The sequence below is a fragment of the Serinicoccus sp. CUA-874 genome, assembly GCF_001942225.1.
Lineage (GTDB): Bacteria > Actinomycetota > Actinomycetes > Actinomycetales > Dermatophilaceae > Ornithinicoccus > Ornithinicoccus marinus.
Genome location: NZ_MKJZ01000022.1, coordinates 326,993 through 348,336 on the forward strand (window position 1 = coordinate 326,993; position 21,344 = coordinate 348,336).

Genomic DNA, 21,344 nt, shown 5'->3' on the forward strand with positions numbered 1-21,344 from the left:
GGGGTATGGGCCACGATGTCGTGGACGAGGGTGCCGAGCTCGGCGCGGAAGGCCTCACCGGTCTCCGCCCCGCGCGAGGTGAGGAACCATCGCAGCTCGCAGTCCCGGAAGGTCTGCAACCGCGAGGGTGACACCCGCACCGGCCCTTCCGGGCGCACCGGTGCCGTGCTCGAGGTCTCCCGCAGCGTCCACCACGCCGCCGGGTCCGCACCCGGCACGTCCTCGACGGCGAGCCGCCCCAGCAGGCCCACGGCGGCGTCCCGGGTGCTGCGTTCCCCCTCGCGGTGCGACCGCACAGCGGCCCGCCGCAGCTCGGCGACCAGCCCGCGCAGCGTCATCGGCGGCGGCACCTCCGCGGGCGGGCGCTCCCGGAAACCCGGCTCGACCAGGTCGAGCAGTCCCGAGGGCTGGTCGTCGGTGGAGGCGACAGCGGTGACCAGCAACCCCTCGGTCGGCCGGCTCACCGCGACGTGGAACTGTCGCAGCTCGTCCGCGCGCACCGCCGCCTGGGCGGCACGCCAGGCCTCCGGACCGGCGACAGGCCGCCCGTGGACCGCCGACACCAGCGCCTCGGCACCCAGCAACGTGTCGCGCAGCCGCAGGTCGGGCCAGATGCCGTCCTGCACCCCGACGACGGCCACCCGCCGCCACCGACGCCCTGCCGCGGCATGGGGGGTCAGCACCTCGACGGCCTCGGTGCGACGCGCCCCCTGGACCAGGGTGTCGGCAGCCAGCTCGGCGCTGCGCACGGAGTCCAGGAAGGACCGTGGCCGGGCGCCGGGCAGCCGCTCCGCGTAGGACTCGGCGGCCTCGAAGAGCACCAGCACGGCATCGAGATCGCGGTCGGCACGGGCTCCGAGCGCTCCCCCGCCCGCGGCCTGCCGGCTCCAGGACGCGGCCAACCCGCTCGCCGACCACAATGCCCACAAGATCTCGTCCGGTCCGGTGACGGCCTGACCCGAGCCCTCGCCGCGACCAGGCGTGGACCCGCCTCGCACGACCGCCTCCCGGCCGGCGTCGAGGAGCCGACCCACCCGCGCGACCGGCGCGAGCTCCGGGGGCAGGTCGGCCGGGGCGGCGCTGCGCAGATCAGGGTCGTTGACCCGCAGGGCGACCAGGTCGTCCGCGCGTCGCAGACCGCCTGCCGCGAGCTCGGCACCCCGCAGCGAACGACGCAGCCGACGCAGCCCGACCGGGTCCATGCCCCCGAGCGGGCTCTGCAGCAGCTCCAGCGCCTCCTCCGGGTCCACGCTCCAGCCCGGTCCGACGCCGGGGGCCTCCCGGGTGACGATGTCGAGCGCGAGCAGCAGCGGTCGCGCCGCCGGGTCCGACCCGATCGGCACCGAGGACCGGTCCACCCGCACGGGCACCCCGCCCGAGGCCAACGCACGACGCACGGCGTCCTGCTGCTGCACGCTCCGGGCGATCACCGACAGCTCCTGCCAGGGGACACCCTCCACGAGGTGGGCGTGCCGCAGCCACCGCGCCACCAGCGAGGCCTCCTGGGCGGCGCTGCGGGTGATCCGCACCGATCCCGTCCCCTGCTCGTCGCCGCTGATCGGTCCGCGGTGCCGGGCGTCCCCGACGAGGCCGATCCGCTGCGCGACCCGGTCGACCACCTCGCCCACCGCGCCGCTGGTCCCGTGCCGCACCCCGAGCGTCTCCCGTGCCGGGCCGGCCTCTCCCGCCCATCGCTCACCGAGCTCCAGGAAGGCGCCGGGGACCGCGCCGCGGAACCCGAGGACCGCCGCGTCCGGGTCGCCGACGAGCACGCTGTCGACACCTGCGGGTCGGACGACGTCCAGGAGACGTGCGGCCGAGGCCGTCAGCTCCTGCGCGTCGTCGACGCCCACGAAGCTCACCCTCTCGTGCACGACGGCGCGCAACGACTCGTCGCCCTCGAGGAGTCCCGCAGCCGCGGTGCAGATCCACGCAGGGTCATAGCTGCCGGGGTCGGCCAGTGCCGTGACCTGGTCGTACTCCTCCAGCACCTCCCCCGCGCAGGCCCACTCGGGCCGCCCGTGGACCCGGGACAGGTGCTCCAGGTCCGCCCGGCCGACCCCGTGCTCGACCGCGCGCATGAGCAGGTCCCGCAGCTGGTCCCGGAAGCCGGTGGTGCGACGGGCGAGCTCGAGGTCAGGGGGCCAGGACGGGCCGGTGCCGCTCTCCTCGTGCCCGGCGAGCAGCTCCCGCAGCACGGCATCCTGCTCCGCCCCGGAGATGAGCCGCGGTGCCGGCTCGTCCGCCCGCGCGGCGGCCAGCCGGAGCACGGCGAAGGCGAGGGATGCCGCCGTCCGGGCCAGCGGCTGGGTGTGGGTCGCCCCGAGGCCACGCGCGATCGCGGTGCGGACCCGGCTCGCCGACTGCCGGGTCGGCGCGATGACGAGGCAGTGGTCCGGGGCGAGGCCGGCGGAGATCCGCTGCTGGACGTGCCGGACCAGCACAGTCGTCTTGCCCGTGCCCGGTGCCCCCTGCGCGACGAGGACGCCGTCGCGGTGGGCCACCACGCGTTCCTGGGTGGGGTCGAGCGCTGCGCTCGGCCCTCGGTCGGTCACGGACATGACTCCATCTCATCACCCGGCGGAGACAGACCGTCCCCGCCGGGTCCTGGGACGTAGACTGATGTCTCGAAGAAGGAGAGGGACCCGTGACCAGCCCCCCGCCCCGTGACCGCAGGCTGCGCCTGCCCCGCGACGAACGCCGTGCCCAGCTCCTCGGTGCTGCCCAGGAGGCCTTCGCCGAGTCCGGCTACCACGCGACCGCGATGGACGACATCGCCGTCCGTGCCGGCGTGAGCAAGCCCGTGCTCTACCAGCACTTCAGCAGCAAGCTCGACCTCTACCTCGCCGTCGCGGAGTCGGTGTCGGACGAGGTCGTCCGCACCATCGACAGCGCCCTCGACACGGGTCAGACCAACCACGCCCGCATCTCGGGGTGCCTCAGCCGGTTCTTCGAGTTCGTCGAGTCGCCCTCGTCGGGTTACTCGGTCCTCTTCCAGTCGGACATGGCGTCCGAGCCCGCGGTGTCGGCCATCGTCGAGCGGACCCGCCGGGCGTGCGGCGAGTCCCTGGGACGGGTCCTGGCCGAGGAGACGGACCTGTCGTGGGACGAGTGCGTCCTGCTGGGCACCGCCATGGCCGGTATGGCCCAGGCGGCGGCGCTGAGCTGGTACAGCCGCCGCGACACGATGGCCCGCGAGCGCGTGCTCGAGCTGCTCTCGACCATCGCGTGGCGCGGCTGGGGCGCGGTCCCCCCACGGACGACGTCCGTCGCCCAGGGCTAGGCTGGCGGGGCACGGCCCAACCGGGTCGTCGCCACCCGAGCATGTCGTGGAGGTTTGTCGTGGAGGTCCGCATCGGTGTCCGTGACGTCGGGCGCGAGGTGACGTTCGAGTCCGCCCAGACCCCGGAGGCGGTCCGCCAGGCCGTGACCGAGGCTCTCACCACCCAGGCTCCGGTCGTGGAGCTGCAGGACGACAAGGGACGGACCGTCATCGTCCCCACCACGACCCTCGCCTACGTCGAGATCGGCGCGCAGGACAAGGGTCGGGTCGGCTTCGGGAGCCACTGACCGGCGGCCCGCCGCCGGACGGGCCGCGTCACGGTTCGGTCACGAGTGCGCAGACACGCGGCGCCCGGAGTGGCGCCTGTGGTGTCTGCGCACTACCGTGAGCGCGGCTCATCGACGCGTGCCCGCACGACCGATGGGCCACCCGGGACGGAAAGCCCCGCCCGGGAGGCTTTTGCGAAAGGGGCATTCCCCATGATCACGACCATCATCGTCGCACTCATCGTCGGCTGCATCGTCGGCCCGCTCGCCCGGCTCATCCTGCCGGGCAAGCAGAACATCTCCGTCCCCATGACCATCCTGCTGGGCGCCGTCGGCTCGTTGCTCGGCTCCTTCGTGGGATCGCGGTTCCTCGGCACCAGCGGCGCGCAGTTCAGCTTCTGGGGTCTCATCCTCGGCACGATCTTCGCCATCGTCGCCGTGCTGGTCTACGGCGCCATCACCGGCCGCAAGGCGGTCAGCTGACCGACCCTGCCCGCCCCCGGAGGCGAGCACAGGCCGCGGCGGCGCGTCACCCACCGGGGGACGCGCCGTCGCCGTGCGTCCGGGCCGGCCCGACCAGCGGGTAGACTCACCTGTCGTACACCGGTGCCCGGTCGGCCGTCCTGCCACGAGGAAGCAGGCGGCGTCGTGGGTCGGGCGTGGCGCCCGACCTCTCCATGGATCGTCTCCGATCGGCCCGGACCGTCCCCGCCGCACGGCGCTCGGACGGCCACCTGATCGAGAGGATCACCCATGCAGGAAGACCGCGCGTTCGCCGACTTCGACCTCCACCCCGACATCGTCCGTGCCTTGGCCGACGGAGGGATCACCCACCCCTTCCCGATCCAGGCCATGACCCTGCCCGTCGCCCTGTCCCGCCACGACATCATCGGCCAGGCCAAGACCGGCACCGGCAAGACCCTCGGCTTCGGCCTCCCCCTGCTCCACCACGTCGTCGCGCCGGACGACCCCGAGTTCTCCGCCCAGGAGCGCCCCGGCGCCCCGCAGGCCCTCGTCGTGGCCCCCACCCGCGAGCTCGCGGTGCAGGTGGCGGGCGACCTCACCAAGGCCAGTGCGCACCGGGGGATTCGCGTGCTGACGGTCTACGGCGGTCGCGCCTACGAGCCGCAGATCGAAGCCCTGCAGCGCGGGGTCGAGGTCGTCGTGGGCACCCCGGGGCGGCTGCTCGACCTCGCCTCGAAGGGTCATCTCAGCCTGGCGCACGCCCGCACCGTGGTGCTGGACGAGGCCGACGAGATGCTCGACCTGGGCTTCTTGCCGGACGTCGAGCGGCTGCTGGCGCTCACCCCCGCCGGTCGGCACACCATGCTCTTCTCCGCCACCATGCCCGGCGCCGTGGTCTCCCTGGCCCGTGGCTACATGACGCAGCCGACGCACATCCGTGCGGTCAGCGAGGACGGCGAGGGCCACACCGTCGCCGCCGTCGAGCAGTTCGCCTACCGGGCGCACGCCATGGACAAGGTGGAGATGCTCGCGCGCATCCTGCAGGCGGAGGGACGTGGGCTGACCATCGTCTTCGCGCGCACCAAGCGGACCGCTGCCAAGGTCGCGGACGAGCTGTCGGACCGTGGCTTCGCGGCGGCCGCGATCCACGGCGACCTGGGCCAGGGCGCGCGCGAGCAGGCGCTGCGGGCCTTCCGCACCGGCAAGGTGGACATCTTGGTCGCCACCGACGTCGCGGCCCGCGGCATCGACGTGGAGGCCGTCACCCACGTCATCAACTACCAGTGCCCCGAGGACGAGAAGACCTACCTGCACCGGATCGGCCGCACCGGCCGGGCCGGCGCCACCGGTGTCGCGATCACCTTCGTGGACTGGGACGACATGCCCCGCTGGGGGCTGATCAACAAGGCCCTCGACCTCGGTTACCCGGAGCCGGAGGAGACCTACTCCTCCAGCCCCCACCTGTTCGAGCAGCTCGGCATCCCGGAGGGCACCCGGGGCACCCTGCCCCGCTCGGCCCGGACCCGCGAGGGGCTCGGCGCCGAGAAGGTCGAGGACATCGAGGCGCCGGGCAGCGACCACCGGCGCGGTCGCGGGGGCCGCTCGGGAGGGCGCCGCGACCGCGGTGGTCAGGGCGGCCGCGGCCGCACCGGGCAGCGCGGCGGCGAGCGCTCGGACCGTCAAGGCAGCAGGACCAGCACGACCACCGAGTCCAGCGGCTCGGGACGTCGGCGTCGCCGCCGTCGGACGACGTCCGGTCAGGGGGACGCCCCGAGGAGCTGACCCGCGGTCTGCTCCAGGAGCGCACGCAGCACCTCCACCGAGGTGGTGTGCTCCCCGAGCCGGTTGGGCTTGCCGCTGCCGTGGTAGTCGCTGGACCCGGTCGGCAGGAGGTCGAGCTGCCGGGCGAGGCGAGCCGCCCGGTCGCGGTCCTGCGGCGTGTGGTCGCGGTGCTCCACCTCGATCCCGGCAAGCCCCTCGGCAGCCAGCTCCTCGAGCAGCGTCTGAGGCAGGGTATGCCCGCGCGCGGCGGCGAAGGGGTGCGCCAGCACCGGGGCGCCACCCGCGGCCCGCACCAGCTCGATGGCCGCCGTCGGGGACGGTGCGTAGTGCGCCACGTGGAAGCTGCTGCGCGAGTGCAGCACGTCCGCGAAGGCGGCGTCCCGGTCCGGGAAGCTGCCCTGGCGCACGAGGACGTCGGCGATGTGCGGCCGGCCCAGCGAGCGCACGTCGCCCGCCTGCGCCAGCACCTCCTCCCAGGTCACCGGGTAACCGGCGGACTCCAGCCGCCGCACCATGCGACGAAGCCGACCCGTGCGGCTCTCCCGGGTCCGCGCCAGCTCGGCGGACAACGCCTCGTCGCCCGGGTCGGGCAGGTAGGCCAGGAGGTGCACCGACCGTCCTTGCCAGCTGCAGGAGATCTCCACCCCCGGCACCACCACCACGCCGTGCTCCCGGCCGGCGCGGTCAGCCTCCTCCCAGCCGGACACGGCATCGTGGTCGGTCAGTCCCAGGACGTCCAGCCCCGTCGCCGCCGCTTCCCGCACCAGGTCGCCGGGCGTCTGCGTGCCGTCGCTGTGGGTCGAGTGCGTGTGCAGGTCGACCCGGGCGGTCGGCGAGAGGCGCGGCATGGAGGACACGGTAGGCGGTGACGCCGACCGGTCATACTGGGACACGACCGACGACGACGGACCGGGCCCATCCCGGCACGTGACGCGCCACGCGCGCCCGAAGGAGAAGCATGACCACGACCCGAGCCTCCCTGCGCACCGCCGGAGCCGCGAGCCTGCTGGCGGTGCTGTCGCTCGCCGCGTGCGCCGACGAGGAGCCGGTGAACGAGCCCCCGGCGACGAGCAGCGCGACCGAGGAGTCGGCCGCCAGCGAGGAGCCCAGCGGCGACGACGCCGAGCAGACCACCGCGGCGGACGAGTCGTCCCAGACCGAGGAGGCCGCCGCCACCAGCGAGCCGGAGGAGCCCGAGGAGCTGGAGCTCGGCGCCACCGACGACACCTTCACGGTCACGCTCCCCGGGACGTGGGAGGACGCCACGGCCACCGCCCAGGACCAGACCGAGGCCACGGTGCTCGCCGGCCGCGACGCCGAGCGGGTCGACGACTTCTACACCAACGTGGTCATCACGCAGGAGGAGTACGTCGGCAACCTCACCTCCGCCGTCGAGCAGGCCGCGGAGGACCTCGCCGGGGAGGACGGCGAGTACGAGCTGCTCGAGCCCGCCGAGGTCGACGGCAACCGGGCTCCCGGCTACACCCTGGTGCGCGAGGTGCAGGACGCGACGGTCCACCAGACCCAGCGGTGGGTGTCGCACGAGGGCACGCTCTACGTCGTGACCTTCTCGGCGGTCGAGAGCCAGGCCGAGGACGCCGCGCCGGTGCTGGACGACATGCTCGCCAGCTGGACCTGGACCGACTGACACCGTCTGCGGCCGGACGGCTCAGGCTCCGGCGACGTAGGTCCCGCGGGAGCGGCGGCGTGCCCGCAGGGCCGCCGGGTCGAGGCCGAACTTGCGCCGCGCGGCGAAGCTGCCGATGGCCAGGCCCGCGGCCAGACCGAGGCCGGTGGCCACCGCGCTGACGAAGTTGAGCACCGCCATGGGGACGCTCTCGGGGTCGTTCTCCATGATGAGGTAGAGCGCGCGGTAGACCGCGAGCCCGGGCAGCAGCGAGACGATCCCCGCCGTGGCGATGGCGTCCTCGGGCACCCGGAGGACCTTGAACGACGCGAAGGCGAGCGCCCCTACGACCGCCGCGCCACGCCGACCCCGGCCGGCGTGGCCAGGCCCAGGTAGAGGGCTCCTTCCAGCACCAGCCAGGCACCCGAGGCGATGACGATGCTCAGCCCGATGACCCGCACGCCGGAGTAGGTGCTGAGGCAGAAGCCGAGAGCGATGAGCGCGGCACCGAGGGTCGAGATGAGCGGGGTGCCACCGAGGGCCACGAAGGGCGCGGCCTCCATCGAGACCCCGAACCAGCGGGCGATGCCGAGCACGAGGGCCACCCCGATCGCGATGCCGAGCGTCATCATCATCACCTCCAGCCCGCGCGCACCGGCCGTGACGTAGTAGCCGTCGATGGCGTCCTGCGCCGCGCCGAGCACGCTCAGCCCGGCGAGCAGCACGACAATCCCCGAGATCACCACGACCGAAGGGCTCTCCCGGCCGATGCTGTACATCACCAGGGCGATGCCGGCCGGGATCGCCGCGCTCAGCACCTGGGTGAAGAAGGCCGCGATCCCCCAGATGTAGAGCAACCGCTGGACCCGGTCGACCAGCGCCGCGGAAAGGGCGGCGACCGCCCACATGACCGGTCCCGCGCCGTAGAGCATGACGACCCCGACGGACATGATGGCCGCCCCGAGGGTGACCACCCAGCGACGGTAGGGGTGCGGCGAAGAGAGCAGGTCCACGAGCCTGGTCCGGGCCGCATCCACCTCCATCGTCGGCACCCCGGACTCCTGCGCGGAGCGCTCGATGTCGTCGATGTGCCGCTGGACGGCCTGCAGCCGGGTGTAGTCCGGCGAACGGTCGGGGATGACCCGCATCACGGTGAGCGAGTCCTCGTCGACGCCGCGGTGCACCGAGACCGCGATCGAGGTGTAGGTGATGTCGATGTGCATCGAGCTGATGCCGTAGGCCTGCCCGAGCCGCAGGACCGCCGCGACGCAGTCCGCCGCCGAGGCGCCGGTGGACAGCAGTGCCTCCCCCACCCGCAGGGCCAGGTCGCAGACCGCCCGAGCATGCCGCTGGGTCGCCTCGTCCGCCGCGATCGACGTGCCGATGGCGGTGGTGGGCGGCGAGCTGGAGCGCACCACGCGCACCGCCTGGTACTTCAGCTGCCGACCGAGGCGGGCCGCCGGGATCAGCTGCGGACGCCCGATCCGCTGCGGTCCGGTGACGATGCCGGGCATGCTCGTGTAGGGGGACTGGTCGCTCATCGGGGGCAAGCCTAGGGCCGGCGGCTGACCGTTCGCTCGGTGTTCGCTGGGCACCGCCTACGATGGCCACCGTGAGTGAGAAGCAGCACCAGGCAGAGCACCGCAACCGTCCCACCGGCGAGGCCTTCATGGCCTTCATGCGCGAGGGCTGGGCCCCCCGGTCGACCGAGCTGCCGGAGCTCACCGAGGCGGCGCGGTATGCCGCCGCCCGCCGCGAGACGCTCTCGGCCGCCTTCCCCGGGGAACGGCTGGTCGTGCCGGCCGGAGGCTGAAGATCCGCAGCAACGACACCGACTACGTCTTCCGCCCGCACAGCGCCTTCGCTCACCTCACCGGCCTGGGTGCCGACCGCGAACCGGACGCGGTGCTCGTCCTCGAGCCCGCCGCCGACGGCGAGGGCCATGAGGCGCACCTCTACTTCGTGCCGCTCGCCGACAGGGACAGCGAGGAATTCTTCGCCGACTCCCGGTCCGGGGAGTTCTGGGTCGGGTCCCGCCCGACGCTCGCCTCGGCCGCCGCGGAGCTGGGTATGCCCACGCGTCACCTGTCCGAGCTCCCGGACGCGCTGGCCAAGGACGTCGGCCCCTCGGGGCTGGCGGTGCGGGTCGTGCGGGACGCGGACCGGGAGGTCGCGCAGCAGGTCGACGAGGTGCGCGCGCAGGCCGGGCTGGGCGAGCAGGCGCAGGTCGAGGCGAGTACCGAGGCGGACCTGGAGCTGGCGCGCACGCTGTCGACGATGCGGATGGTCAAGGACGACTGGGAGGTGGCGCAGATGCAGGAGGCGGTCGACGCCACCGCCACCGCCTTCGACGCCGTCGTGGAGCACCTGCCCGAGGCGGTCCGGCGAGGCCGCGGCGAGCGCTGGGTCGAGGGCGTCTTCGGGCTGCACGCCCGGCACGCCGGCAACGGGGTCGGGTACGACTCCATCTGCGCCGCCGGCGACCACGCCACGACGCTGCACTGGATCCGCAACACCGGTGACGTGCAGGAGGGCCAGCTGCTGCTGCTCGACGCAGGGGTCGAGACCGACGCGCTCTACACGGCCGACGTCACCCGCACGGTCCCGGTCTCGGGCACCTTCACCGAGCCGCAGCGCCGGGTCTACGAGGCCGTGCTGGAGGCGCAGCAGGCGGGCCTGGCCGCGGTGCGTCCGGGGAACCGGTTCAAGGACGTCCACGCCGCCGCCATCGAGGTCATCGCGCGGCACCTGCTCGACTGGGGCCTGCTGCCGCAGGACGTGACCCTGGAGCAGACGCTGGACGCGCAGGAGGGGCAGTTCCACCGCCGCTGGATGGTGCACGGCACGAGCCACCACCTCGGCATCGACGTGCACGACTGCGCGCAGGCGCTGCGTGAGGACTACGTCGAGGGCGAGCTGCGCGAGGGCATGGTCCTCACCGTCGAGCCCGGGCTCTACTTCAAGGCCGACGACCTGCTCGTGCCCGAGGAGCTGCGCGGGATCGGGGTGCGGATCGAGGACGACGTGGTCGTGACCGCCGACGGGTCGCGCAACCTGTCCGCGATGCTGCCGCGGACAGCGGACGAGGTGGAGGCCTGGGTCCGCTCAGGCGGCCGCCGCGGCTGAGCGCGACGAGGCAGGCCGGCGGGGCGTCCGCCGTCGAACCCGCTCAGGTGAGCCTGGACCCCAGCAGGTCCTTGGCCTGCTCGACGAGCTTGTGCTCGGTGAGGACCTCGTAGCGGGTCGCGACGACCTGGGTGACCGAGGTGAAGTCGCGCCGCCCGCGGGTGAAGGCATACCCGATCAGACCCCAGACCAGGCCGAAGACGGCACCGAAGAGCGCCGTCCAGCCGATCGTGAGCAGCGTGTCGCCCGGACCGGCGAAGAGGGCGAAGACGAGGCCGACGAAGAGCCCGAGCCACACCCCGGACAGCGCGCCGCCCAGCGCGACCCGGCCGGTCGTCAGGCGTCCGGTCACCCGCTCGACCTGCTTGAGGTCGGTGCCGACGATGACCACCTGCTGGACCGGGAACTCCTGGTCGGAGAGGTAGTCCACGGCCTCCTGTGCCTGCTCGTAGCGGTCGTAGACGGCGATGCTCTTCGGGTAGTCGAGGTCGAGCGTGGGGCGCGCCATGGGGCGCGGGGAACCTGTGGGAGTGCTCACCTCGCCATTGTGCCAAGCCGCCCCGACCACCGCGACCGGCCTCGCCGCGCGGCCTCCCCACCGTCGTATTCTTCATCGCGTGAGCACCCACCGCGTCTTCGTCGCCCGCCTGGCCGGCCTGAGCGTCTTCGACCCGCTGGGTGACGAGGTCGGACGGGTGCGCGACGTGGTGGTCACCCTCACCGGTCGGGCCGCCTCCCACGGCCCGCGCGCCATCGGCCTGGCGGTCGAGGTCCCGGGCCGCCGCCGCGTCTTCGTGCCGATCACCCGGGTCACCTCCATCGACGCCGGGCAGGTCATCACCACCGGCCTGGTCAACATGCGCCGCTTCGAGCAGCGGGCCGGGGAGACCCTCGTCGTGGGCGAGCTCTTCGACCGGCAGGTCACCGTCAGCGACGGGGACGACCGGCTGCCGGCCGTGGTCGAGGACGTCGCCATGGACCAGCAGCGCGGGGGCGACTGGCGGCTGACCAAGGTCTTCGTCCGCAAGGGCCGCGCCGAGGCCCCCCGCCGGGGGCTGCTGCGGCGGCGGCGCGGGGAGACGCTGCTGGTGGACGTCGAGGCGGTCGACGGGCTGCAGGAGCAGGGTCCGCCGCAGGCCGCGACCGCGCTGCTGGAGGCCTACGAGGACCTCAAGCCGCCGGACCTCGCCGAGGCGATCCACGACCTGTCGGCGAAGCGTCGGGCCGAGGTGGCCGACGCCTTGGACGACGAGACCCTGGCCGACGTCCTGGAGGAGCTGCCGGACGACGACCGGATAGAGATCCTCACCCACCTCGCGACCGAGCGTGCCGCCGACATCCTCGAGGCGATGCAGCCCGACGACGCGACGGACCTGCTCTCCGACCTGCCCGAGGAGGTGCAGGAGGAGCTGCTGGCGCTCATGGAGCCGGACGAGGCCGCCGACATCCGGCGGCTGCTGACCTACGACGAGAACACCGCGGGCGGCCTCATGACCACCGAGCCGGTGATCCTCGGCCCGGAGGCCAGCATCGCCGAGGCGCTGGCGCTGGTGCGCCGCGAGGAGATGCACCCCGCGACCGCGTCGCTGGTCTACGTCACCCGGCCCCCGCACGAGACCCCCACCGGTCGGCTGCTGGGCAGCATCCACATCCAGCGCCTGCTGCGCGAGGCCCCGCACCAGCCCGTGGGCTCCATCCTCGACACCGACATCGACCCGGTGGCGCCGGGCGCGAGCCTGGGCGTGGTCACCCGGGCCCTGGCGACCTACAACCTCGTGGCGCTTCCGGTGGCCGACCCCGAGGGGCGGCTGCTCGGCGCGGTCACCGTCGACGACGTGCTGGACCACATCCTTCCCGACGACTGGCGCGAGTCGGACCTGACGGAGGCCGGGGATGTCTGAGCCGACCCGACACACGGCGCGCTCCCGCGGTGGCTCGCGGCGGGGCGAGGAGACCAAGGGCGCGCGGCTGGACCAGCCCCTGGCGAAGCAGTCGCGCTGGATGCCGCAGGCCCGCATGGACCCGGAGAGCTTCGGGGCCTTCGCGGAGCGTTTCGCCCGCTTCATGGGCACCGCGCGGTTCCTCGTGTGGATGACCCTCTTCGTGCTGCTCTGGATCGCGTGGAACACGGTCCTGCCGGCCGGGGCCCGCTTCGACCCCTACGCCTTCATCTTCCTCACCCTCATGCTCAGCCTGCAGGCCTCCTACGCCGCGCCGCTGATCCTGCTCGCGCAGAACCGGCAGGACGACCGCGACAAGGTGCAGATGGAGCAGGACCGCTCCCGCGACGAGCGCACCCAGGCGGACACCGAGTTCCTCACCCGGGAGGTGGCCGCCCTCCGGCTGGCGATGCGCGACGTGGCGACCCGTGACTTCGTGCGCTCCGAGCTGCGGGACGTGCTGGAGGAGCTGCGGGAGCAGGACGCGGTCGCCGAGGACGCCGCCGACCCGTCCGCGTCGGGGCCTGACCGGCGACCTCCTCGCGACTGACCGGCGCCTCACCGTACGCCCACGGCCGGCGCGCGACCGCCGTCGGGGTGACGCGACGGGACACCTACCATGGAAGGTATGCCCGCCCCCAGCACCGACGCCCTGCACGCTGCCCTCGCCCGGGTCAACGACCCGGAGATCAAGAAGCCGATCACCGAGCTCGGCATGCTCGAGGCGGTCGACGTCACCGACGAGGGCCACGTCCAGGTGACCGTGCTGCTCACCGTCCCGGGGTGCCCGCTCAAGGACACCATCACGCGGGACGTCACCGCCGCCGTGACCGAGGTCGAGCACGTCACCGGTGTCGACGTCCGGCTCGGGGTCATGAGCGACGAGCAGCGCGGGGCGCTGCGTGACCAGCTGCGCGGCGGGCAGGCGGAGCGGGAGATCCCCTTCGCGCAGCCCGACTCGCTGACGACGGTGTATGCCGTCGCCTCCGGCAAGGGCGGCGTCGGGAAGTCCTCGGTCACCGTCAACCTGGCGGTGGCGATGGCCGCCGAAGGGCTCCGGGTCGGGGTCGTGGACGCCGACATCTACGGCTTCTCGGTCCCCCGGATGATGGGCGTCACCCAGCCGCCGACCCAGGTCGACGACATGATCCTGCCCCCCGTGGCCGAGCCGAGCGGGGTCAAGGTCATCTCGATCGGGATGTTCGTCCCCGGCAACCAGCCGGTGGTGTGGCGCGGGCCGATGCTGCACCGGGCGATGCAGCAGTTCCTCGCCGACGTCTACTGGGGCGATCTGGACGTGCTCCTTCTCGACCTCCCGCCCGGCACCGGCGACATCGCCATCAGCGTCGCCCAGCTGCTCCCGAGCAGCGAGCTGCTCGTCGTCACCACCCCGCAGCAGGCCGCCGCCGAGGTGGCCGAGCGGGCCGGTGCCATCGCGCTGCAGACCCACCAGCGCCTCGCCGGGGTGATCGAGAACATGTCCTGGCTGGAGCTGCCGGACGGCACCCGCACCGAGCTCTTCGGCAGCGGCGGCGGCCAGGCGGTGGCCGACTCGCTGTCCCGCTCGATCGGCGCGCAGGTGCCGCTGCTGGGGCAGGTACCCCTGGACGTCGCGCTGCGCGAGGGCGGCGACCTGGGGTCGCCGGTGGTGGCCGCCGAGGGTCAGCAGGACTCCCCCGCAGCGACCGCGCTGCGCGGCGTGGCGCGGCAGCTGGCCCGCCGTGGTCGCGGTCTGGCGGGCCGCAAGCTCGGCATCACGCCCACCGCGCGCGTCTAGGTCGCGTCGAGGTCGAAGGGGGTCGGCAGGCTCGGGTCGTGGACCGGCAGCGCCGGCGTCATCCGCGCCGAGACCGGCTTCTCGTCGGGTCCGCCCCCCCGCGCGCCTCGGCCGCCCGACGAGGGCTCGGTGAGTGCCTCGCGCACGATGCGGCGCGGGTCGTACTGCCGGGGGTCGAGCTGGCGCCAGTCGATGTCGTCGAAGCCCGGCCCGAGCTCGTCGCGCAGCTGCCCCTTGGCGCCCTCGGCCAGGTCCCGCAGGTAGCGCACGCCCTGCCCGAGCTTCGCGGCGTAGCCGGGCAGCCGGGTCGGTCCGAGGACGAGCAGCGCGGCCAGCACGAGGAGCAGGATCTCTCCCCCGGCGAGGTTCCCGATCACGCCTCTCCTCCGGTCGCAGGGCCGCCGCAGCGGCGGGCGGCGGCCTGCACAGCCTACCTACCCGCCCGAGCCGGCGAGGGTGACCTCGACGGTGCGGCTGCCGTCGTCCCCGTCCCGGATCTCCAGCTCGACGGTGTCTCCGACCGCGTAGGACCGGAGCACCACGATGAGCTGCTGCGAGTCACGGATCGTCATCCCGTCGACGGCGAGGATGACGTCTCCCGGCCGGATCCCGGCCAGGTCGGCCGGCCCCCCGGGCACGACTGGCGGGTCCTCGCCGGCGGCCTCCTCGAGCACCCGGGCGCCGTCGCCGGTATACGTGAGGTCGACCAGGACGCCCATGACCGGGTGCTCGCTGGTCCCGGTCTCGATGAGCTGGGTCGCGGTCCGGTCGGCCTGCTCGGCGGGGACCGCGAAGCCGAGCCCGATGCTGCCGGAAGGCCCGCCGAAACCGGCCGCCTGCGGCACCTGGGCGATCGCCGAGTTGACGCCGACCACCTGCCCGGAGAGGTCCAGCAGGGGGCCGCCGGAGTTGCCCGGGTTGATGGCGGCGTCGGTCTGGATGGCGCTGATGTAGCTCGTGCTCTCCTGCGTCTCCCCGGCCACCACCGGCCGGTCCTTGGCCGAGACGATGCCGCTGGTGACGGTGCTGTCGAGCCCCAGCGGGGCGCGACGGCGACGACGGTCTGGCCGACCCGGAGGGTGTCGGAGTCGGCGAAGGCGAGCGGGGCCAGGTCGGTGCGGTCCACGCGGAGCACGGCGATGTCGTAGGCCTGCTCGGAGCCCACCAGCTCGGCGTCCATCGGCTCCTCGCCGGGCAGCTCGACGACGATGGGGGCGTCCTCGCCGGCGACCTCAATCACGTGGTGGTTGGTGAGCAGGTATCCGTCCTCCCGGACGACGAAGCCCGAGCCCAGCCCCAGCTCGCCGTCCTCGCCGATGGAGATGAGCGCGACGCTGGGCAGCACGGCCTGCGAGAGCCCGCTGATCGTGCCGTCGGCCGCCACCGGTGGCGGTGGGGCTGCCGCCTCGTCGTCGACCGAGGCAGACTCTGCCGCCGGCACCTGCTCCTCCGGCACGCTCGTGGTGTCCAGCCGGTCGGCCAGGACCGCACCACCCATCCCCCCGAGCAGACCGCCCAGCACGGCGACGACCACCACGGGGGCGAGGCTGCGACGACCGCTCATGGCAGTCGATTGTGCCAGCGCACCCCTCAGCCCAGCGCGGCGGCCGGGCGCCCGAGGGCCGCGCCGCCCTGGCTGTGGCCGCGGCTGGGGCGGCGGTGGGCCAGCGACTGGCGCAGCAGTGCGCGCCCGCGGTGGATCCGCGACCGGACGGTGCCCATCTTGACCCCCAGCGTCTGCGCGACCTCCTCGTAGGAGTAGCCCTCGATGTCCGCGAGCACCACCGCGGCCCGGAACTGCGGCGGCAGGGCGTTCAGCGCCTCCTGGATGTCGCCGTCAAGGTGCGTCATGGCGTAGACCTGCTCCGGGTCGGTGCCCGAGGCGCGCAGCGGCAGGCGGGCGGACAGCTCGTCGGTGAGCGCGTCGAACCGGATCCGCTGCCGACGGCGCACCTTGTCGAGGAAGAGGTTGGTCGTGATCCGGTGCAACCACCCCTCGAAGGTGCCGGGGCGGAAGGAGTCCAACGAGCGGAAGACGCGCACGAAGACGTCCTGGGTGAGATCCTCCGCCTCGTGCGGGTCGCCGGTCAGCCGGTAGGCGAGCCGGTAGACGCGGGGCGAGTGCTCGCGGACGATCTCCTCCCAGCTCGGGGGGACCCAGTCTGACGCCGACATGACCCCACGGTGGCAGGTCCGGCTGGGAGCCGGCTGGGCGGCGGGCTGGCGCTAGGCTGTCGGCCATGGCAGCACCCAAGGCCTCCTCGATCGCCTACGCCGAGGACTTCATCGCACCCCACCCGGTCATCGAGTCCGCGCAGCGACGCGGCGAGGAGCTCGGGGCCACCCCGCTCGGCAACGGCGCGGGGGCGACCTTGCGGCTGCTCGCGGCGGCCGTGCGCGCCGCGCACGTGGTGGAGGTGGGGACCGGCGCGGGAAGCTCCGGTCTGTGGCTGCTGCAGGGTATGCCCCGCGACGGCATCCTCACCACGATCGACAGCGACCCGGAGAACCAGCGGGCGGCTCGCGAGGCCTACTCCGCCGCCGGTATACCGCCGCAGCGGACCCGGGTGATCAGCGGGGACGCCGCCGCCGTGCTGGGCCGGCTGACCGACGGGGCCTACGACCTCGTGCTCGTCGACGCCGACAAGGACGGCTACCCGGTCTACGTCGAGGCGGCGCTGCGCCTGCTGCGCCCCGGGGGCCTGCTGGTGCTGGACAACATGCTCTGGCACGACAAGGTGGCCGACCCGGCGGCGCGGGACGAGATCACGACCGTCCTGCGGGACCTCGGCAAGTCGCTGCGCGAGGAGGAGGGGCTGGTCCCGGCGCTGCTGCCGGTGGGTGACGGGCTGTTCGTCGCGGTCAAGCGCTGAGCGCACGACGACGGCCCCCGGACGCGATGTCCGGGGGCCGTCGTCGTGCGGGCGGTCGGTCAGCCCACGCAGTCCTGGATGGCCTGGCCGAGGGCCCCTGCCTCCTCGGCGTTCATCTCGACGACCAGGCGCCCGCCACCCTCCAGAGGCATCCGCAGGACGATGCCGCGGCCCTCCTTGGTGACTTCCAGCGGACCATCTCCGGTGCGAGGCTTCATTGCTGCCATGGTTGCCCTTCCTCGTGCGCGGCCGCGTGCCGCTCGCCCGCCGCGGTGTCGACGGAGCCGTACCTGCCTGCGATTATCCCCCCTCCCGGCCCGCCCGCATAATCGGGATACCCGCCGGACGGGACCGCTGGCTGCCCGTCGTGCGGCACACTGTCAGCGTGCAAGCCCGCTCCGCCGTCGTCGACCTCTTCGGCGACCACCTGCGACGACGTGGCTGGTGGGCGCCCGTCTCGGCCATCCTCACGCTCACCGGGACGGTCGAGGTGGCGGCCCCCGCCACGCGCACCGCGATCTCCCGGCTGGCGGCGCAGGGCTGGCTCGAGCCGCGCACCGAGACCGGATCCCGGGGGTATGCCGCGAGCGCCCGCGCGCAGGACCGCTGGCACCGCGCGCACGAGCGCATCTACGCCAGCTCGGCCCCGCCGTGGGACGGCCGCTGGCACGTCGTGCACGTGGACAGCGGGGGAGACCGGAGGCGTCGTGAGCAGGTGGCGGCGACCCTGGCCTACCTCGCTACGGCCGGCTGGGCGGGGGCGGCTGGGTCAGCCCGCGGCCGAGCCCCGAGCTCGCGGCCTCGCTCGCCCCGCTCGAGATCGGCTGGGTCGCCGTGCACGGCGCGCTGGACCCGGTGCAGGACGGCTCCCTGCTCGCCGCGCGCGTCTGGGACCTCGAGGGGATCGCCGCGCAGCACCGCCGCTTCGAGGCGGGCCTGCCCGCCGTGGCGGAGGTCGCGGGCGCCGGACCGGAGCAGTCCTACCGCGACCGCACGCTCCTGGTGCACGAGTGGCGGCGGTTCCTCTTCCGCGACCCGGAGCTGCCGCGGCAGGTCCTGCCGGCGGACTGGCCCGGGCACCGGTCGCGGGAGCGTTTCCTGGAGCTGGCCCGGGCGCTGGCCCCGGCGGCCGACCGTTACGTGGACGAGGTGCTGGGTCCTCCCACCGGTTAGGTTGGCCCGATGAGCACCGAGACCTCCCCCGTCCGCGTCGAGCACGACCCCGCGACGGGCGTCGCCACCCTCACCCTGGGCCGCCCGGAGGCGATGAACTCGCTCGATGTCGCCACCAAGGAGGTGCTCCTCGCGGCGCTGCAGCAGGTGGCGGCCGACCCCGAGGTGCGGTGCGTGGTGCTGACGGGGTCCGGTCGGGCCTTCTGCGTCGGCCAGGACCTCAAGGAGCACGTCGGGCTGCTGGGCCAGGACGCCGAGGCGCTGTGGCGCACGGTCTCCGAGCACTACAACCCGGTCGTCGAGCTGCTCGCGACGATGGACAAACCGGTGGTAGCGGCGGTCAACGGGGTCGCCGCCGGGGCGGGGGCAGCCTTCGCCTTCGCCTGCGACCTGCGCTACGTCGCCGCGTCGGCGGGCTTCAACCTCGCCTTCACCGGGATCGCCCTGTCCTGCGACTCCGGGACGTCCTGGTCGCTCCCCCGCCTCGTCGGCACCGCCCGGGCCAAGGAGCTGCTCCTCTTCCCGCGCACCGTGCCCGCGCAGGAGGCGCTGGAGCTCGGGCTGGCCACGGAGGTGGTCCCCGACGCCGAGCTCGGCGACCGGGTCGCCCAGGTGGCCCAGGAGCTGGCCGCGGGCCCGACGCTCGCCTACGGCGCGGTGCGCCGGGCGGTCGCCTTCTCCGCCGGCCACGGCCTGGCCGAGTCGCTGGCGGTCGAGGACCAGCTCATGACCCGGACCGGCACCAGCGAGGACCACCGCACCGCCGTCGACGCCTTCCTCGCCAAGGAGAAGCCCGTCTACCGCGGCCGGTGATCGTCCCGGCCTCCGGGGGTCACGGCGGGTAGTCGCTGGGCGGCTCGAAGCGGAAGAGGTACCAGCCCCACCACACCTGCGCCGCGACCAACAGCACGACCAGCGCGGCGGTCCGCGCCGGGAGCAGCCAGCGCGGGCGCTGCGGCCCCTGGCCCGGTGCCCACCCGGCACCCGCGAGCACCACGAAGAGCGGGAAGAGCAGCATGAGGTAGCGGTAGAGGCTCGTCCACGGGTCCAGGGCCGCGAAGAGGTAGAGCGCGTAGCCCAGGCACCAGGTGCGCAGCGCCAGCCCCAGACCGGCCGCCCACGGCCCCACGACCGCGAGCACCAGCAGCCCGATCCCGGCCGCCAGCACCAGCAGCCCGACGAGGTCACCCCACAACCACTGGGCGCGCTCGATGCTGGGCAGGAAGGGCAGCACCGCCTCACCGCCACGCCAGGCGGACATCGTCGCGGTGTAGGCGTCCGCCCGGCCCGTGCCCCACCAGGCGACCGCCGGCCACACGAGCCCGGCGAGGCCGCACCCGAGCAGCGCCGCGGCCATCCCGGCATACTCCCCCGCCGCGACCGGGCGGGTGCCCCGCTCGCGCCACCGCGCCACGACCACGACCAGGGCCACCAGACCCAGCGGGAGCGCCACCGGGCGCGCCAGCCCGGTGAGCAGCGCGACGACGCCGGCCGCCCACCACCGCTCGCGCACCAGCAGCCAGAGCGCGCCGGCCAGGACGAGCAGCGCCAACGACTCGGTGTAGGCGACCTGGAAGGTCGGGGAGCTCGGGTAGGCGCCGAGCAGGGCCACCCCCGCCAGCGCACCGACGGTGCCGACCCGCTCGCGGAGCAGACCGGCGACGACCAGCGCCGCGGCATACCCCAGGACGGTGGCGACCACGGGACCGGCGACGGCGAACGGCCACCCCGTGAGACCCATGAGCCCCCGGGCGAGCAGCGGGAAGACCGGGTAGAACGCCCACGGGTTCTGCTGGACCAGTCCGTCCGCGCCGACCGGGAGCTCGACGGGGTAGCCCTCCGTCGCGATCCGCTCGTACCACTGCCCGTCCCACAGCGTGGCGAACTGGAAGTACAACCCCACCCCGGCGTCGTCGTAGACCGAGGGGTCCTGGTGGTGGTGCGCCAGCCGCCACAGGATCAGCCCGCTCACCGCACGGAGCGCAGACCACAGCAGCAGGACGGTCCCGACGAAGCGCAGGTCGAGCGCGCGGCGACCGGTGCGGCGCCGCTCGCGGGACGCCGCCGTCATGAGGTGCGGCGCATCTCCGTCAGCCGCGACCCGGACCGTGAGGAGCCGGCCCGGAAGCAGCCGACCAGATGGTCGTCGACCAGCCCGCAGGCCTGCATGGCGGCGTAGAGGGTGGTCGGACCGACCTGCTCGAAGCCCGCCTTGCGCAGCCGCTTGGCGAGCAGCTCGGACTCGGAGGTCTGCGTCGGCACGTCGGCGAAGCTGCGGGGGCGGGGTGTGGGCTCGGGCGCATGGGTCCAGAGCAGCTCCTCGAGGCCGCCGTGCTCACGTAGCTCGATCGTGGCCCGGGCGTTGGCGATGGTCGCCTCGATCTTGCGGCGGTTGCGCACGATCCCCTCGTCCTGCAGCAGCCGCTGCACGTCGGCCTCGGTGAAGCGGGCCACGACGTCCGCGTCGAAGCCCGCGAAGGCCTCACGGAAGCCGGGGCGCTTGCGCAGGATCACCAACCACGAGAGCCCGCTCTGGAAACCCTCGAGGCACAGACGTTCGAGCAGGGCGCTCTCGCCGTGGACCGGCTTGCCCCACTCACGGTCGTGGTAGTCCCGGTAGTCGGCGTGGTTGATGCCGGGCCACCCGCACCGGGCGACGCCGTCCTGCCCCACGAAGAGATCACTGTCGTCGGTGCGCTGCATCGCTCCCCCTGTCGTCGTCGATGGTCGGTGGCCCCTCCTCGCCGCGCAGCCGCGCGATCTCCGCGTCCCGCTCGGCCAGCTCGAGAGCCAGCCGCTCCAGCGTCCCGTCGACCTGCCCCATGCGGTAGCCGCGCAGGGCCTGGTCGAAGCGCAGCGACCGGACCTCGCCCGGCCCCACCGGACCGGCCGGGAGCCCCTGTGCCGACTGCGTGCCCACCGCCTCCGGCGTCCCGGGCAGGTCACGACGGGCGACCGCCCACGCCAGCACCGCGCCGAGGGCGACCACCCCAGCGACGACCCCGACGATGATCACGGCACCGATCATGGCA

Annotated in this window: 22 protein-coding genes and 4 pseudogenes; 13 read left to right on the plus strand and 13 right to left on the minus strand. The window is 73.9% G+C overall.

Annotated elements, in window-relative coordinates; genetic code table 11:
- Positions 1 to 11: 11 nt before the first annotated feature.
- A pseudogene (locus BJF80_RS08340) lies at positions 12 to 2,561 on the minus strand (UvrD-helicase domain-containing protein); the annotation flags it as partial.
- A gap of 86 nt (positions 2,562 to 2,647) precedes the next feature.
- On the opposite strand from BJF80_RS08340, the gene BJF80_RS08345 reads away from it, so the two are divergent.
- The 4 genes from BJF80_RS08345 to BJF80_RS08360 all read left to right on the plus strand — a co-directional run bounded on the left by BJF80_RS08345 (position 2,648) and on the right by BJF80_RS08360 (position 5,796).
- Positions 2,648 to 3,283 (plus strand): TetR/AcrR family transcriptional regulator, encoded by a 636-nt coding sequence (locus BJF80_RS08345; RefSeq protein WP_075812800.1) that lies wholly within the window; start codon positions 2,648 to 2,650, stop codon positions 3,281 to 3,283.
- A 59-nt stretch (positions 3,284 to 3,342) separates the two neighbouring features.
- A complete protein-coding gene (locus tag BJF80_RS08350; protein ID WP_022925049.1) occupies positions 3,343 to 3,570 on the plus strand; it encodes a DUF3107 domain-containing protein in 228 nt (75 codons plus the stop codon).
- 192 nt (positions 3,571 to 3,762) lie between these two features.
- Positions 3,763 to 4,032, plus strand: a complete 270-nt coding sequence (locus BJF80_RS08355; protein WP_187344350.1) for a GlsB/YeaQ/YmgE family stress response membrane protein — start codon at positions 3,763 to 3,765, stop codon at positions 4,030 to 4,032.
- A 270-nt stretch (positions 4,033 to 4,302) separates the two neighbouring features.
- Complete coding sequence (locus BJF80_RS08360) at positions 4,303 to 5,796, plus strand: DEAD/DEAH box helicase (RefSeq protein WP_075812802.1); 1,494 nt, start codon at positions 4,303 to 4,305, stop codon at positions 5,794 to 5,796.
- On the opposite strand, the gene BJF80_RS08365 is transcribed toward BJF80_RS08360, so the two are convergent.
- Positions 5,772 to 6,644, minus strand: coding sequence for a PHP domain-containing protein (locus tag BJF80_RS08365; RefSeq protein WP_075812804.1), 873 nt, complete (start codon positions 6,642 to 6,644; stop codon positions 5,772 to 5,774). The two genes, BJF80_RS08360 and BJF80_RS08365, sit on opposite strands and share 25 nt — an antisense overlap.
- 110 nt (positions 6,645 to 6,754) lie before the next feature.
- Between BJF80_RS08365 and BJF80_RS08370 the strand changes: the two genes are divergently transcribed.
- Positions 6,755 to 7,444 carry a DcrB-related protein gene (locus BJF80_RS08370; protein ID WP_075812806.1) on the plus strand — a complete coding sequence of 230 codons (690 nt, stop codon included), beginning with the start codon at positions 6,755 to 6,757 and terminating at the stop codon, positions 7,442 to 7,444.
- Between the two features lie 21 nt (positions 7,445 to 7,465).
- On the opposite strand, the gene BJF80_RS19035 is transcribed toward BJF80_RS08370, so the two are convergent.
- Positions 7,466 to 7,732 (minus strand): threonine/serine exporter family protein, encoded by a 267-nt coding sequence (locus tag BJF80_RS19035; protein WP_187344355.1) that lies wholly within the window; start codon positions 7,730 to 7,732, stop codon positions 7,466 to 7,468.
- Positions 7,733 to 7,767: 35 nt separating this feature from the next.
- Positions 7,768 to 8,964, minus strand: coding sequence for a threonine/serine exporter family protein (locus BJF80_RS08380; RefSeq protein WP_075812808.1), 1,197 nt, complete (start codon positions 8,962 to 8,964; stop codon positions 7,768 to 7,770).
- Positions 8,965 to 9,026: 62 nt separating this feature from the next.
- Between BJF80_RS08380 and BJF80_RS08385 the strand changes: the two are divergent.
- Positions 9,027 to 10,549, plus strand: a pseudogene (locus BJF80_RS08385) (aminopeptidase P family protein).
- A gap of 43 nt (positions 10,550 to 10,592) precedes the next feature.
- Here BJF80_RS08385 and BJF80_RS08390 read toward each other — a convergent pair.
- On the minus strand, positions 10,593 to 11,087 hold the full coding sequence (locus BJF80_RS08390; protein WP_075812937.1) for a YflT domain-containing protein: 495 nt from the start codon (positions 11,085 to 11,087) through the stop codon (positions 10,593 to 10,595).
- Positions 11,088 to 11,166: 79 nt separating this feature from the next.
- Here BJF80_RS08390 and BJF80_RS08395 point away from each other — a divergent pair, with 79 nt between their 5' ends.
- The 3 genes from BJF80_RS08395 to BJF80_RS08405 all read left to right on the plus strand — a co-directional run bounded on the left by BJF80_RS08395 (position 11,167) and on the right by BJF80_RS08405 (position 14,266).
- The gene (locus BJF80_RS08395; RefSeq protein WP_022925057.1) at positions 11,167 to 12,450 is read left to right on the plus strand and encodes a magnesium transporter MgtE N-terminal domain-containing protein; all 1,284 of its coding nucleotides are present in this window, start codon (positions 11,167 to 11,169) and stop codon (positions 12,448 to 12,450) included.
- A complete protein-coding gene (locus BJF80_RS08400) occupies positions 12,443 to 13,039 on the plus strand; it encodes a DUF1003 domain-containing protein (protein WP_022925058.1) in 597 nt (198 codons plus the stop codon). Before BJF80_RS08395 ends, BJF80_RS08400 begins: the two co-directional genes overlap by 8 nt.
- Positions 13,040 to 13,117: 78 nt before the next feature.
- A complete protein-coding gene (locus BJF80_RS08405; protein WP_075812810.1) occupies positions 13,118 to 14,266 on the plus strand; it encodes an Mrp/NBP35 family ATP-binding protein in 1,149 nt (382 codons plus the stop codon).
- Here the strand turns inward: BJF80_RS08405 and BJF80_RS08410 are convergent.
- From BJF80_RS08410 to sigE, 4 genes and pseudogenes are all read right to left on the minus strand, one after another.
- Entirely contained in the window at positions 14,263 to 14,643 is a 381-nt protein-coding gene (locus BJF80_RS08410) for a twin-arginine translocase TatA/TatE family subunit (protein ID WP_083673545.1), read from the minus strand. The two genes, BJF80_RS08405 and BJF80_RS08410, sit on opposite strands and share 4 nt — an antisense overlap.
- Before the next feature lie 57 nt (positions 14,644 to 14,700).
- Positions 14,701 to 14,985, minus strand: coding sequence for a PDZ domain-containing protein (locus BJF80_RS21555; protein WP_414899289.1), 285 nt, complete (start codon positions 14,983 to 14,985; stop codon positions 14,701 to 14,703).
- 180 nt (positions 14,986 to 15,165) lie between these two features.
- A pseudogene (locus tag BJF80_RS21560) lies at positions 15,166 to 15,830 on the minus strand (S1C family serine protease); the annotation flags it as partial.
- 26 nt (positions 15,831 to 15,856) lie between these two features.
- Positions 15,857 to 16,441, minus strand: a complete 585-nt coding sequence (sigE, locus tag BJF80_RS08420) for an RNA polymerase sigma factor SigE (RefSeq protein ID WP_075812812.1) — start codon at positions 16,439 to 16,441, stop codon at positions 15,857 to 15,859.
- Between the two features lie 65 nt (positions 16,442 to 16,506).
- Here sigE and BJF80_RS08425 point away from each other — a divergent pair, with 65 nt between their 5' ends.
- Positions 16,507 to 17,139: an O-methyltransferase gene (locus BJF80_RS08425; RefSeq protein WP_075812814.1), complete on the plus strand. Its 633-nt coding sequence runs from the start codon at positions 16,507 to 16,509 to the stop codon at positions 17,137 to 17,139.
- Positions 17,140 to 17,198: 59 nt separating this feature from the next.
- Here BJF80_RS08425 and BJF80_RS08430 read toward each other — a convergent pair whose 3' ends face one another.
- A complete protein-coding gene (locus BJF80_RS08430; protein WP_022925064.1) occupies positions 17,199 to 17,366 on the minus strand; it encodes a DUF3117 domain-containing protein in 168 nt (55 codons plus the stop codon).
- A gap of 158 nt (positions 17,367 to 17,524) precedes the next feature.
- Between BJF80_RS08430 and BJF80_RS21565 the strand changes: the two are divergent.
- The 3 genes and pseudogenes from BJF80_RS21565 to BJF80_RS08440 form a co-directional block, all read left to right on the plus strand.
- Positions 17,525 to 17,719, plus strand: a pseudogene (locus BJF80_RS21565) (hypothetical protein); the annotation flags it as partial.
- A gap of 254 nt (positions 17,720 to 17,973) precedes the next feature.
- A complete protein-coding gene (locus tag BJF80_RS18810; protein ID WP_158068503.1) occupies positions 17,974 to 18,312 on the plus strand; it encodes a PaaX family transcriptional regulator C-terminal domain-containing protein in 339 nt (112 codons plus the stop codon).
- Between the two features lie 9 nt (positions 18,313 to 18,321).
- A complete protein-coding gene (locus BJF80_RS08440) occupies positions 18,322 to 19,125 on the plus strand; it encodes an enoyl-CoA hydratase/isomerase family protein (RefSeq protein ID WP_075812816.1) in 804 nt (267 codons plus the stop codon).
- A gap of 19 nt (positions 19,126 to 19,144) precedes the next feature.
- On the opposite strand, the gene BJF80_RS08445 is transcribed toward BJF80_RS08440, so the two are convergent.
- Genes BJF80_RS08445 through BJF80_RS20735 form a run of 3 tightly spaced genes read right to left on the minus strand, consistent with a single transcriptional unit; the run spans position 19,145 to position 21,340 of the window.
- Entirely contained in the window at positions 19,145 to 20,383 is a 1,239-nt protein-coding gene (locus BJF80_RS08445; RefSeq protein ID WP_075812818.1) for a hypothetical protein, read from the minus strand.
- Positions 20,380 to 21,015, minus strand: coding sequence for a DNA-3-methyladenine glycosylase I (locus tag BJF80_RS08450; protein ID WP_075812820.1), 636 nt, complete (start codon positions 21,013 to 21,015; stop codon positions 20,380 to 20,382). The genes BJF80_RS08445 and BJF80_RS08450 overlap by 4 nt, the downstream gene beginning before the upstream one ends.
- Positions 20,993 to 21,340 carry a DivIVA domain-containing protein gene (locus tag BJF80_RS20735; protein ID WP_075812822.1) on the minus strand — a complete coding sequence of 116 codons (348 nt, stop codon included), beginning with the start codon at positions 21,338 to 21,340 and terminating at the stop codon, positions 20,993 to 20,995. The genes BJF80_RS08450 and BJF80_RS20735 overlap by 23 nt, the downstream gene beginning before the upstream one ends.
- Between the last annotated feature and the right edge of the window lie 4 nt (positions 21,341 to 21,344).

Coding starts and splice junctions, on each gene's coding strand:
- BJF80_RS08355 (WP_187344350.1), top strand. CDS start 3,763: ATGATCACGACCATCATCGTCGCACTCATCGTCGGCTGCATCGTCGGC.
- BJF80_RS08360 (WP_075812802.1), top strand. CDS start 4,303: ATGCAGGAAGACCGCGCGTTCGCCGACTTCGACCTCCACCCCGACATC.
- BJF80_RS08365 (WP_075812804.1), bottom strand. CDS start 6,644: ATGCCGCGCCTCTCGCCGACCGCCCGGGTCGACCTGCACACGCACTCG.
- BJF80_RS08370 (WP_075812806.1), top strand. CDS start 6,755: ATGACCACGACCCGAGCCTCCCTGCGCACCGCCGGAGCCGCGAGCCTG.
- BJF80_RS08380 (WP_075812808.1), bottom strand. CDS start 8,964: ATGAGCGACCAGTCCCCCTACACGAGCATGCCCGGCATCGTCACCGGA.
- BJF80_RS08400 (WP_022925058.1), top strand. CDS start 12,443: ATGTCTGAGCCGACCCGACACACGGCGCGCTCCCGCGGTGGCTCGCGG.
- BJF80_RS08405 (WP_075812810.1), top strand. CDS start 13,118: ATGCCCGCCCCCAGCACCGACGCCCTGCACGCTGCCCTCGCCCGGGTC.
- BJF80_RS21555 (WP_414899289.1), bottom strand. CDS start 14,985: ATGGGCGTCCTGGTCGACCTCACGTATACCGGCGACGGCGCCCGGGTG.
- sigE (WP_075812812.1), bottom strand. CDS start 16,441: ATGTCGGCGTCAGACTGGGTCCCCCCGAGCTGGGAGGAGATCGTCCGC.
- BJF80_RS08425 (WP_075812814.1), top strand. CDS start 16,507: ATGGCAGCACCCAAGGCCTCCTCGATCGCCTACGCCGAGGACTTCATC.
- BJF80_RS08430 (WP_022925064.1), bottom strand. CDS start 17,366: ATGGCAGCAATGAAGCCTCGCACCGGAGATGGTCCGCTGGAAGTCACC.
- BJF80_RS08440 (WP_075812816.1), top strand. CDS start 18,322: ATGAGCACCGAGACCTCCCCCGTCCGCGTCGAGCACGACCCCGCGACG.
- BJF80_RS08445 (WP_075812818.1), bottom strand. CDS start 20,383: ATGACGGCGGCGTCCCGCGAGCGGCGCCGCACCGGTCGCCGCGCGCTC.
- BJF80_RS08450 (WP_075812820.1), bottom strand. CDS start 21,015: ATGCAGCGCACCGACGACAGTGATCTCTTCGTGGGGCAGGACGGCGTC.
- BJF80_RS20735 (WP_075812822.1), bottom strand. CDS start 21,340: ATGATCGGTGCCGTGATCATCGTCGGGGTCGTCGCTGGGGTGGTCGCC.